We start from the raw sequence: 14,695 nt of genomic DNA on the forward strand, positions 1-14,695 counted from the left end.
GCAGGCGAGCGACTTCAAATCGTAGCACCACCCGGCAGGGGATTGCCGAGGTCGTCGGTCGGCACCAGCTGCTGGTTGAACGCGGAGAAGTACGCCGCCCACTCCGGATTGCCGACATTGACCAGCACCGCGCCGTCCTGCCAGACGTCGTTGTGGTCGTTGGAATCATTGCCCGGGCGATGGATGAAGCTCTGGGTCGATCCCTGATTGAGGTGGACGTCGTGCAGGCCGTCGCCTTCGCTGTAAAAGCGGCCGAAGATATAGACGTCGAGATTTTCCTGATGCGCTTTCGACAGCAGGCGCTTCAGCGAGCCCGCGGGTTCGGCGGTGTCGGAACCGTCCATCACGTCGCTGTCGCGCCATTTGCCGGTATTGGCAAGCAGGTCGCTGCGCAGGAAGTCGAGCGCGGGAAGTGCGGCCTGGCCGGTCAGATCGTGCGAGCCGGCAGCGGCGGCCTCCAGCGTCTGGATCAGCGGGTGGCGGAAATCGAACGCGAGCTTGTATTTGAGCAGATCGTCGGCGTCGTTGGTGCCGACATTGACGGCGACGTCCCAGGTGGCGCCATCGACCTGCAGATTGCAGTGCAGGTGATACTGGGTTTCGTGCCCGTGACGCGACGGCTGCATGATTGGCTCCGAAGTCACCTTGGTCTTGACGTATCCATAGGCAAGGGTCATGGCGGCACTCCTTCCGATTGCCTGATTGTCGGGAATATAAATACAACCCAGGATGTGACGGGTTGGTGAAGTAGGACACAGTTGCGGCGCGGGAGTTCGGATTTCATCCGGCCGCCGTGCGAACCGAATGCCAAATCCGGCCGTATCTGCTACACGGCTTCGAGCACGGGATAAGTCTGGATCACGATGACCGACGGCAGCGACACCTTCTACGGCGGCATTCCGGTCTTTCGCGGCTTTGGCAGCCTGATGGACCCGGCGCTGTATTCGCCGTTGCCGGACGACTGGAGCATCGGCGTCGCCGACATCGTGGAATCGACCAAGGCGATCGCGGCGCAGCGCTACAAGGCGGTCAACATGGCCGGCGCCTCCGTCATCGCCGCCGTCACCAATGCGCTTGACGGCCGCGAATTTCCCTTCGTGTTCGGCGGCGATGGCGCGAGCTTTGCGGTGTCGCCCGGCGATCTCGAACGCGCGCGCGAGGCGCTGGCGGCGACCGCGACCTGGGTCGAAGAAAGTCTCGACCTCGTGATGCGGGTGGCGCTGGTGCCGGTCGCGGCGGTCCGGGCAAACGGGTTGGATGTCCGCGTCGCCCGGTTCGGACCATCGCCCAATCTGTCCTATGCGATGTTTTCCGGCGGCGGTCTTGGCTGGGCAGATGCGGCGATGAAGCGCGGCGAGTTCGCGGTTCAGCCCGCGTCTCCGGGCACGCAGCCCGATCTCAGCGGGCTTTCGTGCCGGTTCGAGGAAATTCCTTCCGCGCGTGGTCTCATCCTCTCGGTGCTGGTGGTGCCGGCGCAAGGCGCCGATCCGCGCGCCTTCCGCAAGGTGATCGAGGACGTCATCGCGCTCTCCGAGCGCAGCCCCGACGCGGGACGTCCGGTGCCGCCGGGCGGTCCGCCGCTGCGATGGCCGCCGCAGGGTGTGGAATACGAGGCGCGTGCTGCGCGAGGCGGCTCGCTATTGAAGCGCCGCGGCGTGGTGCTTGCCGTTACCCTGTGGGCCTATGTCGTCATGCGCTTCGGCATCAAGGTCGGCAACTTCGTGCCGAAAACCTACGTGCAGCAGGTGGTGGAGAATTCCGACTTCCGCAAATATGACGACGGGTTGCGGATGATCCTCGACTGCACGCCGGAACTCGAGCGTGCGCTGACGCAGATTCTGGTGGCGGCAGCCTCAAGCGGGATCGTGCGCTATGGCCTGCACCGGCAGGACGCCGCGATGATGACCTGCTTCACGCCGTCGGTGATGCGCAGCGACCACATCCACTTCATCGACGGCGCGCGCGGCGGCTATGCCTCGGCGGCGACCGCGCTGAAGGCGACGCCTGCTTGAGAATCCGGTCTTAGCGTCCCGCCCGCGTCCAGTTTTCGCCGCCGCACAGTGCGCCGACGCAGCCTTCGACCCTGAGCGTGTCCTGACCCGTCACCGAGACGTTGCTGGCATAAGTGCTGCCGTCGTCGGCGTTGTAGATCTGGCCGGACCATTTGCCGGGCGCGGTGGCGCGCATGCCGCCGAACAGCGGAAGCCCGATCATCGGGCGCTGCCTCAGGGCCGGATTGGGGTTCTTGTCATCGACCTGAGGTTTGCCGGTGGCGGGATCGGTCGGCTCGCGCAGCCAGACCACGACGCCGCAAATCCCGGCGCCGCATTTGTTGACGCGCACTTTGGCATCGCCGGCTTGCGTCAGCCAGAGGCCGGACGGATCGCCGGCAGTCTGCGCGCGCGCGGGCAATGCGCCCGGCAACGCCAGTAACATTGCAACGAAAAATGCGAATCTGCAGGCCATCAGTCATCCTCGAGAAGCAGGCCTGAATAGCAACAAATGGAATTTGTGCAATGCCAAACAAACTGGGGCTATTTGCCCCAGTCTGTGACCTTGATTGCCAGCACTGTGCCGAGCCCGTACACCACCATCGCGGCGCCGACGAGCGCAAACAAGGTCCAGGCCGGCGCACCCGACGCCACCAGCCCCCAGCCGCCCACGCCCACCAGCAGCAGGCGTCCGGTGCCGGCCAGCACCGGCCCGCCAACTCTCGCTGCACCCTGCGCCGCGAAATAGAGGCAGGCGCCGACGCCGAAGAAGCCGAAGGCGGGACTGGCGAGAGCGAAATAGGAATAGGCCGCCGCGTTCACGCCGGGATCGCTGGTGAACAGCGACACCCACAACGAAGGCCTGATCGCAACCACAAGGCCGATGAGACCTACGGTCAACCCGGCAGCTATGCCGGCGGTCCAGGCCACACGCCGCGCCCGCGTCACCAGACCGGCGCCGACAGCCATGCCGACCATCGGCACCGAGGCGACGCCGAATGCGAATGCGATCGGGGTCAGCAAAAATTCCAGCCGCGAGCCCATGCCGTAAGCGGCCAGCGTCTCGGTGCCGAAACTCGCCAGGATCTTGGTGAAGATCAGGATGGTCAGCACGGTCTGCAGCGGCGACAGGCAGGAGACCGCGCCGACCTTGAGAATATCGACGAACATGTCGCGCTGGAACTTGAAGGTTGCAAAATTCAGCGTCAGCCGGCTGCGGCCGCTCAAGAGATACCACGCCAGGAACATCGCACCGAGCGTGAAGGCGGTGAGTTGACCGGCGGCGACGCCGCGCATGCCGAGCTTGGGCAGGCCGAACAGCCCGAGGCCGAAGCCGCCGCCGACCGCGATCTGGACGATCGCGGTTGCGATCAGGGTTGCCGACGGCAAGTGCATATCGCCGGTGCCGCGCAGCACCGAGGCCAGCGTATTCACCAGCCAGATCGAGATCGCGCCGGAGAACAGCACCTGCGAATATTGCATGGACTGTTCGAGCACGCCGCCGCGTCCGCCCAGCGAGAAATAGAATTCGCGGCCGAAGCCGAGCATCATCAATGTAAAGAACAGTCCGGCGCAGACGCCGATCATGGCGGCGTGCAGCGCCAGCGCCGCGGCGCGGTCGCGATTGCCGGCGCCGATCGCGCGGCTGATCGCCGACGAAACGCCGCCGCCCATCGCGCCTGCCGACATCATCTGCGTCAGCATGATGAAGGGAAACACCAGCGCGATTCCGGCCAGCGGCTCGGTGCCGAGCCGGCCGATATAGGAGGTTTCGGCCACCGCAACCAATGTGCTGCCGAACATCGCGATCGTGTTGGGAATGGCGAGCTTCAACAGCGTCGGCAGAATCGGCGCGGTCAACAGGCTGTTGATCGGGACGGCCGCCGGGCGCGCATCGATCGGGGCGTCAATGGTCATGCGTCACCGATCGGTCGGCCTTTAATTCAAAAGATTACGATTAACATATTATTGGCGGGCTGATGCGCAGGCCACCCACGGCTATGCAGGGGTCACCACGGCAGGCCGCATAGGTCGATGGTGCCGTCGCGCGGCGCCCGCCCGATGTCGTGAACGAACGGGGCCAATGCCTCGAAGCGAATTCGCCCGCCGGGTTGTTCGGCGTAGATTTCGCCGGAAAAGGGATGCCAGCCGCGCGCCTGGTAAAATGCGAAATTGTGCGGCTCGCAGAACAGCAGTCCGAACCTGATGGCTTCGTGGTGGCGCAGGGTCTGGATTGCGGCGTTGAGCGCCACGCTCGCATAACCGTGGCTGCGGCAGTCTTCGCGGGTCGCAACGCCGCCGATGCCGCCGACACTAACCTTGCGGCCGTTCCAGGTGACGGTGCGGAAATAGATGCCGACATGGCAGGCGAGGCCGCCCGAGGGCGCGTCGATCAGCACCCTGAGGTCGGCATGGGCAAAGACGACATCGCCCCAGGGCAGCTTTTCCAGCACATGGGGCGGCCAGACCGCCTTCAGCAGCGGTTCGGCCAATTTCCAGGAGGCGTCCCCGTTCAGGACGTCGATTTCGATGCTCATTGCAGACCTTTCGCGCTCCCGTCATAGCCGTTGCGCGGCTGGAAAGTTACCGATTCCGGCGCGGCCTCGAACAAAATTCTCAAATCGAGCGGATTTGGTGATCGAAATCACAGATCATCGGCCGTTACCTTGCTGAGATACCGGCAAATGGTATGATTCCGCGATCGAACCCCGGGAATATCGATGCGCCGGCTTACCGCATTGGTCGTTGCCGTGCTGGCACTGTGTTTTGCCAGCCAATCCGCGTTGGCGGAAAAGCGCGTCGCGCTGGTCATCGGCAACTCGAACTACCAGAATGTCGCAGCGCTTACCAATCCCGCCAACGATGCCACCGCCATCGCCGAGATGTTCAGGAAGGCCTCGTTTGACGTGGTCGAATCGCGCCGCGACCTGAAATACATGGAAATGCGCCGGGCATTGCGCGATTTCACCGACAAGGCGCGCGGTGCGGATATCGCGGTGATCTATTTTGCCGGTCACGGGCTCGAGGTCGATGGCGTCAATTACGTCGTGCCGGTCGACGCAACCCTCGAGCGTGATGCGGATGTCGATGACGAAGCCATCGCGCTGAACCGGATTCTTTTCGCGGCCGAGCCCGCGACGAAGCTGCGTCTGATCATCCTCGATGCCTGCCGCGACAATCCGTTTGCGAAGAAGATGAAGCGAACCATCGCCTCGCGGTCGCTGGGCCGGGGCCTGGTCGGCGTCGAGGCCAACAGGCCGAACACGTTTATCGCCTTTGCCGCCAAGGAGGGCTCGACCGCCGCCGATGGTGACGGCACGAACAGCCCGTTTTCGGCGGCGCTGGTGAAACACCTTACCAGGCCCGGCCTCGATATCCGCAAGGCCTTCGGATTTGTCCGCGACGACGTCATGAACGCGACCGGCAACCAGCAGGAGCCCTACACGACGAATTCGCTGGGCGGCAACGACGTGGCGCTGGTGCCCGCGCCTGCTGCAGCCGGCAACGCCAATACCGATGTCCGCCGCGATTACGAATTGGCTGAACGCGTCGGCACAAGGGAAGCCTGGGATTCGTTTGTCGCAGCCCACCCGTCCGGCTTCTACACCGATCTGGCCAAGGCGCAGCGCAACAAGCTTGCCGCAGAGGCCGAGCGAAGCACCGCGACCGAGAGCGCAAAAAGGCCCGAGGAAATCAATACCGCTCCGGCCGAACCGCCGAAAGAAGATCAGCCCGCCGCGGCCAAGCCTGCGAACCCGGTGGTGGCCTCGCGCTCGCCATCCGAGGCCAAGCCGGACCAGCCGGTCGCGCAGGATATTCCTCGCCTGCTGCAGGCCGAACTGAAGCGGGTCGGGTGCAAGACCGGCGACATCGACGGGGAATGGAACGGATCGGCCCGCCGCGCGCTTTCCGCGTTCAACGACAACGCCGGGACCAAATTCGACGTCAAGCTCGCCAGCATCGATGCGCTCGACGCGGTGCGTGCCAGGACCGGGCGCGTCTGCCCGCTCGATTGCGAGCGCGGATATCGCGCCAGCGGCGATCGATGCGTCAAGATCACCTGTGACGAAGGTTTTGTGCCGGGCGCGAACGGCAGCTGTCAAAAACGGCCCGAGCGAGCGCCGCGGGTGACAGAACGCGCGCACCACGCACCGGCCGGGCCGAAGCGGGGCGGAGGCAAATGCTTCGTCTATAACGGCACGTCATTCTGCGAATGAAAAGCACCGCGCGTCGGGCGCTTCCCGGTCCAGCCGATAGCTCAATAGGGCGTGCATTCGGTATGGATAATGCGCGGCTTCGAGCAATAGGCGACGCCGAGATTGCCAGTGAACGTATACTGCCGCTTGCCCGGCTTCAGCCGGTTTTCGATCCGCAACGAACAGGAATTGCCGATCACGGTCATGTAGACGACGATTGAATTGTTCGGATAATCGCGTACCGCCTGCAGCGTGTGCCTGCCCGCGACGCGCAGCGAAGCCGAACCGCCGATCGCCTCGGTCGGCTTGGCGCCGAGCTTGGCGTTATACCGAACCCGTCCCTCGACATTGGAGTTCATGTCGAGGGTTGCGGTGCGATCGGTGGAGAGCACGCCTGTCCCCTCGGCGTGGACCGGATAGTTCTGTACGGCCGGCTTCTCGCAATTGGCGACCGCATCGAAGCTGAAGCGCGCGCGAACCGAAGTCCCGGCGGCTTCGCCGGGAACAGCCGTCGCCAGCATCGAGGCCGCCAGCACCGCAATGACGCAGGGCATTCTGGCTTGCATGATTTCCCTCCCCCAATAAGCAATTCATTCCCAACAATATTTTGGATTTAATTCCATGAAATGAGGTTTTGCAAACCGGTGCGCCGCCACCGGCGGCCGGTTTTGCCAAATTGCGGTGTTTAAGCGCGATGGAACCTTCTATAAGGGTTCCCGTTAGATCACGTCTCCCACCAGTTCGGACATCACCTCATGACCTTTACGCTGCCCAATCTGCCCTACGCCCATGACGCCCTTGCGCCCCATATGTCCAAGGAAACGCTGGAATACCACCACGACAAGCATCACCAGGCCTACGTCACCAACGGCAACAACGCGATCAAGGGGACCGAATTCGAGGGCAAATCCCTTGAGGACATCGTCAAGGGATCGTTCGGGAAGAACCCGGCCGTGTTCAATAATGCCGGCCAGCACTACAACCATCTGCATTTCTGGAGCTGGATGAAGCCGAATGGCGGCGGCAGCAAATTGCCCGGCCGGCTGGAAAAGAAGATCAACGAAGACCTCGGCGGCCTCGAGAAGTTCAAGACCGATTTCGCCGCCGCCGGCGTCGGCCAGTTCGGCTCCGGCTGGTGCTGGCTGCAGGTCAAGAACGGCAAGCTCGAAATCTCCAAGACCGCGAACGGCGAGAGCCCGCTGTGCTATGGCGCAACGCCGATCCTCGGCTGCGACGTCTGGGAGCATTCCTACTACATCGACTATCGCAACCGCCGTCCGGATTATTTGAAGGCGTTCGTCGATCATCTCGTCAACTGGGACTATGTCGACGAGCTGTTCGGCAAGGTTTGATCTTCGCTCCGTCATTCCTGTCGAACTAATTTTGGGGGCGGCAGCGTTTCGCTGCCGCCCTTTGTTTTGCCTGCGCCGCGCCGGATGCTCAGGTCACCTCACCTCCGGCCCGCGTGTCACTCCCGCATGGCCATCCCTGAGATGCGCATGGGTATGGTCCAGCTTCCGTTTGCTTCAGTGGGGCGCCGGGACTAAGCAGGGTGGAATCCATCACCCGTCCGACTCATTGCCTTGTCAGAATCTTCCTTGAAAGACCCGGCGCCTGCCGATGACGCGGATGCCGAGCCGCTGCCGTTGCGGGTCCGCAAGCCGATCAGTTGGTCGATGCTGTTCATTGCCGTGCTTGTCGTGGTCAGCGCGACGCTGGTCTACCGGCGCGACGGCATGGCCGGGGTGCTGGAAATTCTGACCCACGATCTGACGCTGTTCGGCGGCATCCTGCCGCGCGTGCTGGCTGGCTGCCTGCTCGGCGCCTTCATCGCCGAAATCCTGCCGCACGAAAAAGTGTCGCGCTCGCTGGGGCCGAAATCCGGATTGAAGGGGCTTCTGATCGGCACCGCGTTCGGCGCGATCCTGCCGGGCGGGCCGTTCACCGCCTATCCGGTGGCGGCGGCATTGCTCACGGTCGGCGCCGATTTCGGCGCGACCATTGCGATGGTGGTGAGCTGGACGCTGATCGGTTACGGCCGGGCCGTCGCTTGGGAGCTGCCGATCATGGGCGTCGACTTTACGCTGTGGCGGATCGTGATCTCGCTGCCGATCCCGGTCCTGGCCGGCGCGCTCGGGCGGTTCGTGTTCGTGCGGATGTATCCGAAGGGCGAGCCGGAATGAGCGCCGCCCTGATCATCGACATCATGCTGTGGGGCTCGGTCGTAGCCCTTGGCTTGATCGCCTGGCAGCGCGGGAAATTGGTGCTGGTGTCGTCGCTCCGCGAAGGATCGCTCGAATTCATCAACATCGTGCCGCGCATCGCGCTCGGTGTGATCGGCTCGGGCTACATCGCCGCGGTCATTCCGCAGGAGATCATCACCGGCTGGCTGGGGCCGAACAGCGGCTGGCTCGGCGTGCTGACCGCCGTGATCGCCGGCGGCGCGACCCCGGGGGGCCCGGTGGTCGGGTTTTCGATCGGCGCGGTCGCCTTGAAGTCCGGCGGCGGGACGCCGCAGGTCATAGCCTATGTGGTCGCCTGGGCGCTGTTCGCCTTTCAGCGCCTGATCCTGTGGGAAATCCCGTTCATGCCGGCGCGCTTCGGCTGGTTCCGCGCGGCGGTGTCGGTGCCGTTTCCGTTCCTGGCGGCGGCGATCGCGATGGCGATCGGGAAGCCGTGAGACCCCCAAAAAGTGGACTCAGGTAATGTTATAATATAACATTTTGGGATGCCTCACTCCCATTCCGATGACCATGGACATCACCACGGCCGCGCCCATGGCGGTTCCCACAGCCATGGGCCGGCGACGCCGCATCCGGCGCAGGCGGCACCCTGGTCGATCCTGCGCATGACCGTGCTTTCCAGGCTAAGTGCTGCGGTCGCGGTCAGCGCCGCCCTGTGGGCGGCCGTATGGCTGGCGATGAGGTGAGCATGGCCGCGCAATTGCAATTCCGCGACGTCACGCTGGGCTATGACCGGCATCCGGCGGTGCATCACCTTGATGGCGAGGTCGCCGAAGGCGCGCTGCTGGCGGTGATCGGCCCCAACGGCGCCGGCAAGTCGACGCTGTTTCGCGGCATCGCCGGCATCCTCAAACCGCTCGCCGGCTCGATCGCGCGCGGCGGTCTCGACCACAGGGATATCGCCTATCTGCCGCAGACCGTGGATATCGATCGCAGCTTTCCAATTTCGGTGTTCGATTTCGTCGGCACCGGGTTGTGGCGTTCGACCGGATTTTTCGGCGGCATGGGCAAGGCGGCGCAGGACAGGATTGCGCAGGCACTGGCCGCCGTCGGCCTCAACGGTTTTGAGAACCGCACGATCGGCACGCTGTCGGGCGGTCAGATGCAGCGCATGCTGTTCGCCCGCGTGCTGCTGCAGGACGCGCGGCTGATCGTGCTCGACGAGCCGTTCAATGCCATCGACGCCAAAACCTCGGCCGATCTTCTGGTGCTGGTGAAGCGCTGGCACGGCGAAAAACGCACGGTGCTGGCGGCGCTGCATGACATGGATCTGGTGCGTAACAATTTCCCCGAAACCCTGCTGCTGGCCCGTGGCGAGGTGGCGTGGGGCCCGACCGCGCAGGTGCTGACTGCGGAAAATCTCATCGAGGCGCGGCGGATGTGCGAGGCGTTCGACGATGGCGCCGCCGCCTGTGCCGTGCACGCGCCATCACGGGCGGCCTGACCTCCGATGATTTACGATGCGCTGATCGCGCCTTTCACCGAATTCGAGTTCATGCGCCGCGCGCTCGCGGCCGTCATCGCGCTCTCGCTCGGCGGCGCGCCGATCGGGGTGTTTTTGATGCTGCGGCGGATGAGCCTGGTCGGCGACGCCATGGCGCATGCGATCCTGCCGGGGGCGGCGATCGGTTTCCTGATCTCCGGGCTCAGTCTGTTCGCGATGACGACGGGCGGCCTGATCGCGGGCTTCACGGTCGCGATCCTCGCCGGCGTGGTCGCGCGCACCACTGAGCTGAAGGAGGACGCGTCGCTGGCGACCTTCTATCTGGTGTCGCTGGCGCTCGGCGTCACCATTGTCTCCATCAAGGGCACCAATATCGATCTGCTGCACGTGCTGTTCGGCAACATCCTCGCGATGGACGACCAGACGCTGCTGGTGATCGCATTCAACGCCACCATCACGATGCTCGTGCTGGCGGTGATCTACCGCCCGCTGGTGATCGAATGCGTCGACCCGGTGTTCCTGCGCACGGTCTCGAGGGCCGGCGCGCCCGCGCATCTGGCATTCCTGGCGCTGGTCGTGATCAACCTCGTCAACGGCTTTCATGCGCTCGGCACCTTGCTGGGCGTCGGCCTGATGATCCTGCCCGCCGGCATCGCGCGGTTCTGGTCGCGCGATATCACCGGCATGATCTGCATCGCGGTCGCGAGCGCAATGATCTCCGGCTATGTCGGGCTGGTGCTGTCGTTCCAGACAAAGATTCCCTCAGGCCCGGCGATCATTCTGGTGGCGGCAGGGCTCTACGTGGTGTCGGTGCTGTTCGGCAGCGTCAGCGGGCTGGTCCGGCAGCTGTTCCCCGGCCGCCATCTGGAAGCGTAACGGCGATGCGGCGTTTCTGGCTCATTTCTCTCATGCTCGCGACGGCCATCCTTCCCGCCTGCGCGCAGGATCGCCTCAACGTGGTCGCGAGCTTCTCGATCCTCGGCGACTTCGTCCGCAATGTCGGCGGCGACCGCGTCAGCGTCGCGGAACTGGTCGGTCCCGATGGCGACGCGCATGTCTACGCGCCGACGCCGGCGGATGCGAAAAAGATCGCGGATGCGAAGCTCGTCGTCGTCAACGGTTTTGGGCTCGAGGGCTGGTTGCCGCGGCTGGTGCAGTCCGCCGGCGGCAAGGCCGTCATCGTGACCGCGACCTCCGGCATCGCGCCGCTCAGGCTCGGTTCCGACGCCGATCCGCATGCCTGGCAATCCGTGATCAACGCGAAACTCTATGTGGCCAACATCCGCGACGCGCTGGTCGCCGCCGAGCCCGCGGACGCCGAGGCATTCCGGGCCAATGCCGGCGCCTATCTGACAAAGCTCGATACGCTGGACCGCGAGGTCCGCGAAGCTGTGGCGCAGATTCCGGACGCCCGCCGCAAGGTGATCTCGACCCACCGCGCCTTCGGCTATTTCGCCGCCGCCTACGGCGTCGAGTTCATCGCGCCGCTGGGCGTGTCGACGGAATCGGAGGCCAGCGCCCGCGATATCGCTGGCATCATCACCCAGGTCAAAACCGCGAAAATTCCGGCAGTTTTTCTTGAAAATATCAGCGATCCCAGGCTGATCCGCCAAATCGCGGCCGAAACCGGCGCCAAAGTCGGCGGCACCCTTTATTCGGACAGTCTGACGCCCGAAAAGGGCGCCGCCCCCACTTACATTGATATGGTCAGGCACAATATAAAGGCCCTGGCCAGCGCGCTCGCCAACTAGGGCAGGGGCCTCCCTGCCGGCCGGGGCGCGCCAGAAGTCCCCGCTTTCGGAGTTGTTATGTCTGAACCGTCCTCCCCTAAAATCCCCGTGACCGTGCTGACGGGCTATCTCGGCGCCGGCAAGACCACGCTGCTCAACCGCATCCTGTCGGAAAACCACGGCAAGAAATACGCCGTCATCGTCAACGAATTCGGCGAGATCGGCATCGACAACGACCTGATCATCGGCGCCGACGAAGAAGTGTTCGAAATGAACAATGGCTGCGTCTGCTGCACCGTGCGCGGCGACCTCGTGCGCATCCTCGACGGGTTGATGAAGCGCAAGGGCAAGTTCGACGCCATCATCGTCGAGACAACGGGGCTTGCCGATCCGGCGCCGGTGGCGCAGACCTTCTTTGTCGACGAGGACGTTCAAAAGCACGCCCGGCTCGATGCGGTCGTGACCGTCGCCGACGCCAAATGGCTGAGCGACCGGCTCAAGGATGCCCCCGAAGCCAAGAACCAGATCGCGTTCGCCGACGTCATCGTGCTGAACAAGACCGACCTCGTCTCCAAGGCGGAACTCGCCGAAGTCGAGGCCCGGATCCGCGCCATCAACCCCTATGCCAAACTGCATCGCACCGAGCGCTGCAAGGTCAAGCTTTCGGACGTGCTGGAGCGCGGCGCGTTCGATCTCGACCGTATCCTCGAAATCGAACCCGAATTTCTGGACGCCGGCGATGGGCACGATCATGACCACGATCACGGTCATCACCACGGCCATGACCACGATCACGGCCATACCCATAGTCACGGCGGCCTGAAGCACTACCATGACGAGGACATGCAATCGCTGTCGCTGCGATCAGACAAGCCGCTCGACGCGACCAAATTCATGCCGTGGCTGCAAAACCTGGTCGCCAGCGAAGGCCAGAAGATTTTGCGCTCGAAGGGCATTCTGGCCTTCAGCGACGATGACGACCGCTACGTGTTCCAGGGCGTCCACATGATGCTCGAGGGCGATCACCAGCGGAAGTGGAAGGACGGGGAGCCGCGCGAAAGCCGCCTCGTCTTCATCGGCCGCGAATTGCCGGAACAGATGATCCGTGACGGTTTCGAAGGCTGTATCACCACGTGATGAAAGAGTTCGATCCGGGCGAATCCGCCTCCATCGTGTCGGTGACCGACAAAGTGCGGCCGCTGCCGCTCGGCCAGTCCGTCACGTCAGTGCATTTCCTCGGCGACAGCGCCTGCTTTGTCGGCGCCGAGGAGAACGTGTCCGTGGTCGACGCCAGGGGCGAGATTGCGCAAACCCCCGTTCATGGCGGCGGCATCCTCTGCGCGGTGTCCGACGGCGCGCGCATCGTCATGGGTGGCGATGACGGCAAGGTCGTTGCGTTCAATGCCAAGGGCGAGGTTACGCAGCTTGCGACCGACGCCAAACGCCGCTGGATCGACAATGTCGCTGTTCACCCCGACGGCGCGGTGGCGTGGTCGGCCGGCAAGACCGCCTATGTGCGCAGCGGCAAGGGCGAGGAGAAATCCTTCGATCTGCCCTCGACGGTCGGCGGGCTGGCGTTCGCGCCAAAGGGCCTGCGGCTGGCGGTGGCGCACTACAACGGCGTGACGCTGTGGTTTCCCAACATGGCCGCGCAGCCGGAATTTCTGGAATGGGCCGGCTCGCATCTTGCGGTGACGTTCAGTCCGGACAACAAATTCCTGGTCACCGCGATGCACGAGCCGGCGATGCATGGCTGGCGGCTGGCCGACAACCGCCACATGCGCATGAGCGGTTATCCCGGCCGCGTCCGTTCGATGTCGTGGAGCGCGGGCGGCAAGGGCCTCGCCACCTCCGGCGCCGATACCGTGATCGTCTGGCCGTTCGGCAGCAAGGATGGCCCGATGGGCAAGGAGCCGGCGATGCTGGCGCCGCTGCAGGCGCGGGTTTCCGCGGTCGCCTGCCATCCGAAGCAGGACATCCTGGCGGCGGGCTACAGCGACGGCACCGTGCTGATGGTGCGGCTCGAAGACGGCGCGGAGATTCTGGTGCGCCGGAACGGCGGCGCCGCGGTCGCAGGGCTAGGCTGGAACGCCAAGGGCACACTACTGGCTTACGCCGCCGAGGATGGCGACGCGGGCTTGCTGGAATTGTGATAGGACCGTGATGTCTCTCGCCTAGAGCTTCGGTTCTGATTGAATCAGAACCGAAGCTCTAGATTCTTGTTTTAACGCGTTTTCTTCACGCGAACCGGTGTCCACTTCGCTCGAAAACGCTCAGGGCGGGCCGCATGCGATTCCTGACCACCTTCCAGACCGCCGATTTTCTCGACACGCTGGTCAGCCTGGCGGCGGCGTTCATTCTGGGCACCCTGATCGGCGCCGAACGGCAGTACCGGCAGCGGACCGCGGGGCTGCGCACCAACGTGCTGGTCGCCGTCGGCGCCGCGGCCTTCGTCGACCTCGCGATGCATCTTTCCGGCGCCGATGGCGCGGTGCGGGTGATTGCCTACGTCGTTTCGGGGATCGGCTTCCTCGGCGCCGGCGTCATCATGAAGCAGGGCATGGACGTGCGCGGCCTCAATACCGCGGCGACGTTGTGGGCGTCGGCCGCGGTCGGTTCCTGCGCCGGCGCCGACATGATCGCGCAGGCGGTGGCGCTCACCGTGTTCGTGCTCGCCGGCAACACCTTGCTGCGCCCGCTGGTGAACGCCATCAACCGCATTCCGCTCGACGAGCGGTCGTCGGAAGCGACCTATTATTTCAAGCTCGCGGTCACCCCGGCAGCATTGCCCGGCATGCGCGACCATCTGGTGGAGAGGCTGGAAAGCGCCAAATATCCGGTCGCCGATGTCGAAGTCGCCGAACATGGCGACGATCTGCTGGAGATCGTGGCGACGCTGGTCTCCACCGCCATCGATCCCAAAGAGCTGGACGCGGTGGCCGCCGATCTGGAGCGGCAGCCCGGCATTCGGCACGCCACTTGGGAACTGAATACCAAGGACTAATCGCGGCTTTTGAGGCGTTTTCGCCAGCTTTCCGGGCGCTGCGCGGCCGGAACCATGCGCCGCCGGAATCGTTGATATCGCGAACAA

General features: G+C 64.2%; 17 protein-coding genes. 12 read left to right on the forward strand and 5 right to left on the reverse strand.

Going from position 1 to position 14,695, the window contains the following annotated elements; all coding sequences use genetic code 11:
* Positions 1-14: 14 nt before the first annotated feature.
* A complete protein-coding gene (locus NL528_RS07510) occupies positions 15-677 on the reverse strand; it encodes a DUF2278 family protein (protein WP_309182063.1) in 663 nt (220 codons plus the stop codon).
* Positions 678-863: 186 nt separating this feature from the next.
* On the opposite strand from NL528_RS07510, the gene NL528_RS07515 reads away from it, so the two are divergent.
* On the forward strand, positions 864-2,012 hold the full coding sequence (locus tag NL528_RS07515) for a DUF3095 domain-containing protein (protein ID WP_309182065.1): 1,149 nt from the start codon (positions 864-866) through the stop codon (positions 2,010-2,012).
* Between the two features lie 10 nt (positions 2,013-2,022).
* Here the strand turns inward: NL528_RS07515 and NL528_RS07520 are convergent, their stop codons facing one another.
* The 3 genes from NL528_RS07520 to NL528_RS07530 form a co-directional block, all read right to left on the reverse strand.
* The gene (locus tag NL528_RS07520; RefSeq protein WP_309182066.1) at positions 2,023-2,466 is read right to left on the reverse strand and encodes a DUF2147 domain-containing protein; all 444 of its coding nucleotides are present in this window, start codon (positions 2,464-2,466) and stop codon (positions 2,023-2,025) included.
* A gap of 68 nt (positions 2,467-2,534) precedes the next feature.
* Positions 2,535-3,908, reverse strand: a complete 1,374-nt coding sequence (locus tag NL528_RS07525; RefSeq protein ID WP_309182067.1) for an MATE family efflux transporter — start codon at positions 3,906-3,908, stop codon at positions 2,535-2,537.
* Between the two features lie 92 nt (positions 3,909-4,000).
* On the reverse strand, positions 4,001-4,528 hold the full coding sequence (locus NL528_RS07530; RefSeq protein ID WP_309182068.1) for a GNAT family N-acetyltransferase: 528 nt from the start codon (positions 4,526-4,528) through the stop codon (positions 4,001-4,003).
* Between the two features lie 183 nt (positions 4,529-4,711).
* On the opposite strand from NL528_RS07530, the gene NL528_RS07535 reads away from it, so the two are divergent.
* On the forward strand, positions 4,712-6,208 hold the full coding sequence (locus NL528_RS07535; RefSeq protein ID WP_309182069.1) for a caspase family protein: 1,497 nt from the start codon (positions 4,712-4,714) through the stop codon (positions 6,206-6,208).
* A 41-nt stretch (positions 6,209-6,249) separates the two neighbouring features.
* Here the strand turns inward: NL528_RS07535 and NL528_RS07540 are convergent, their stop codons facing one another.
* Complete coding sequence (locus tag NL528_RS07540) at positions 6,250-6,753, reverse strand: hypothetical protein (protein WP_309182070.1); 504 nt, start codon at positions 6,751-6,753, stop codon at positions 6,250-6,252.
* Between the two features lie 189 nt (positions 6,754-6,942).
* Here NL528_RS07540 and NL528_RS07545 point away from each other — a divergent pair, with 189 nt between their 5' ends.
* From NL528_RS07545 to NL528_RS07590, 10 genes are all read left to right on the forward strand, one after another.
* Positions 6,943-7,539 (forward strand): superoxide dismutase, encoded by a 597-nt coding sequence (locus tag NL528_RS07545; RefSeq protein WP_309182071.1) that lies wholly within the window; start codon positions 6,943-6,945, stop codon positions 7,537-7,539.
* Between the two features lie 231 nt (positions 7,540-7,770).
* Entirely contained in the window at positions 7,771-8,370 is a 600-nt protein-coding gene (locus NL528_RS07550) for a permease (RefSeq protein ID WP_309182072.1), read from the forward strand.
* On the forward strand, positions 8,367-8,867 hold the full coding sequence (locus NL528_RS07555; protein ID WP_309182073.1) for a hypothetical protein: 501 nt from the start codon (positions 8,367-8,369) through the stop codon (positions 8,865-8,867). Before NL528_RS07550 ends, NL528_RS07555 begins: the two co-directional genes overlap by 4 nt.
* A gap of 48 nt (positions 8,868-8,915) precedes the next feature.
* Positions 8,916-9,116 carry a hypothetical protein gene (locus NL528_RS07560; RefSeq protein WP_309182074.1) on the forward strand — a complete coding sequence of 67 codons (201 nt, stop codon included), beginning with the start codon at positions 8,916-8,918 and terminating at the stop codon, positions 9,114-9,116.
* Between the two features lie 2 nt (positions 9,117-9,118).
* The gene (locus NL528_RS07565) at positions 9,119-9,874 is read left to right on the forward strand and encodes an ABC transporter ATP-binding protein (RefSeq protein ID WP_309182075.1); all 756 of its coding nucleotides are present in this window, start codon (positions 9,119-9,121) and stop codon (positions 9,872-9,874) included.
* 6 nt (positions 9,875-9,880) lie between these two features.
* On the forward strand, positions 9,881-10,750 hold the full coding sequence (locus NL528_RS07570) for a metal ABC transporter permease (RefSeq protein WP_309182076.1): 870 nt from the start codon (positions 9,881-9,883) through the stop codon (positions 10,748-10,750).
* A 5-nt stretch (positions 10,751-10,755) separates the two neighbouring features.
* Positions 10,756-11,625 carry a metal ABC transporter substrate-binding protein gene (locus NL528_RS07575; protein WP_309182077.1) on the forward strand — a complete coding sequence of 290 codons (870 nt, stop codon included), beginning with the start codon at positions 10,756-10,758 and terminating at the stop codon, positions 11,623-11,625.
* A gap of 57 nt (positions 11,626-11,682) precedes the next feature.
* Positions 11,683-12,741, forward strand: a complete 1,059-nt coding sequence (locus NL528_RS07580; RefSeq protein WP_309182078.1) for a GTP-binding protein — start codon at positions 11,683-11,685, stop codon at positions 12,739-12,741.
* Entirely contained in the window at positions 12,741-13,757 is a 1,017-nt protein-coding gene (locus NL528_RS07585) for a WD40 repeat domain-containing protein (RefSeq protein WP_309182079.1), read from the forward strand. Before NL528_RS07580 ends, NL528_RS07585 begins: the two co-directional genes overlap by 1 nt.
* Before the next feature lie 134 nt (positions 13,758-13,891).
* Positions 13,892-14,608 carry an MgtC/SapB family protein gene (locus NL528_RS07590; RefSeq protein WP_309182080.1) on the forward strand — a complete coding sequence of 239 codons (717 nt, stop codon included), beginning with the start codon at positions 13,892-13,894 and terminating at the stop codon, positions 14,606-14,608.
* The last annotated feature ends 87 nt before the right edge of the window (positions 14,609-14,695 follow it).

The sequence above is a fragment of the Bradyrhizobium sp. Ash2021 genome (assembly GCF_031202265.1).
Classification (GTDB): domain Bacteria; phylum Pseudomonadota; class Alphaproteobacteria; order Rhizobiales; family Xanthobacteraceae; genus Bradyrhizobium.

What these genes read in the sequence shown, in the direction of transcription:
- NL528_RS07555 (WP_309182073.1), top strand. Translation starts at nt 8,367, where the DNA reads ATGAGCGCCGCCCTGATCATCGACATCATGCTGTGGGGCTCGGTCGTA.
- NL528_RS07525 (WP_309182067.1), bottom strand. Translation starts at nt 3,908, where the DNA reads ATGACCATTGACGCCCCGATCGATGCGCGCCCGGCGGCCGTCCCGATC.
- NL528_RS07565 (WP_309182075.1), top strand. Translation starts at nt 9,119, where the DNA reads ATGGCCGCGCAATTGCAATTCCGCGACGTCACGCTGGGCTATGACCGG.
- NL528_RS07520 (WP_309182066.1), bottom strand. Translation starts at nt 2,466, where the DNA reads ATGGCCTGCAGATTCGCATTTTTCGTTGCAATGTTACTGGCGTTGCCG.
- NL528_RS07570 (WP_309182076.1), top strand. Translation starts at nt 9,881, where the DNA reads ATGATTTACGATGCGCTGATCGCGCCTTTCACCGAATTCGAGTTCATG.
- NL528_RS07515 (WP_309182065.1), top strand. Translation starts at nt 864, where the DNA reads ATGACCGACGGCAGCGACACCTTCTACGGCGGCATTCCGGTCTTTCGC.
- NL528_RS07545 (WP_309182071.1), top strand. Translation starts at nt 6,943, where the DNA reads ATGACCTTTACGCTGCCCAATCTGCCCTACGCCCATGACGCCCTTGCG.
- NL528_RS07560 (WP_309182074.1), top strand. Translation starts at nt 8,916, where the DNA reads ATGCCTCACTCCCATTCCGATGACCATGGACATCACCACGGCCGCGCC.
- NL528_RS07575 (WP_309182077.1), top strand. Translation starts at nt 10,756, where the DNA reads ATGCGGCGTTTCTGGCTCATTTCTCTCATGCTCGCGACGGCCATCCTT.
- NL528_RS07510 (WP_309182063.1), bottom strand. Translation starts at nt 677, where the DNA reads ATGACCCTTGCCTATGGATACGTCAAGACCAAGGTGACTTCGGAGCCA.
- NL528_RS07535 (WP_309182069.1), top strand. Translation starts at nt 4,712, where the DNA reads ATGCGCCGGCTTACCGCATTGGTCGTTGCCGTGCTGGCACTGTGTTTT.
- NL528_RS07580 (WP_309182078.1), top strand. Translation starts at nt 11,683, where the DNA reads ATGTCTGAACCGTCCTCCCCTAAAATCCCCGTGACCGTGCTGACGGGC.
- NL528_RS07585 (WP_309182079.1), top strand. Translation starts at nt 12,741, where the DNA reads ATGAAAGAGTTCGATCCGGGCGAATCCGCCTCCATCGTGTCGGTGACC.
- NL528_RS07590 (WP_309182080.1), top strand. Translation starts at nt 13,892, where the DNA reads ATGCGATTCCTGACCACCTTCCAGACCGCCGATTTTCTCGACACGCTG.
- NL528_RS07530 (WP_309182068.1), bottom strand. Translation starts at nt 4,528, where the DNA reads ATGAGCATCGAAATCGACGTCCTGAACGGGGACGCCTCCTGGAAATTG.
- NL528_RS07540 (WP_309182070.1), bottom strand. Translation starts at nt 6,753, where the DNA reads ATGCAAGCCAGAATGCCCTGCGTCATTGCGGTGCTGGCGGCCTCGATG.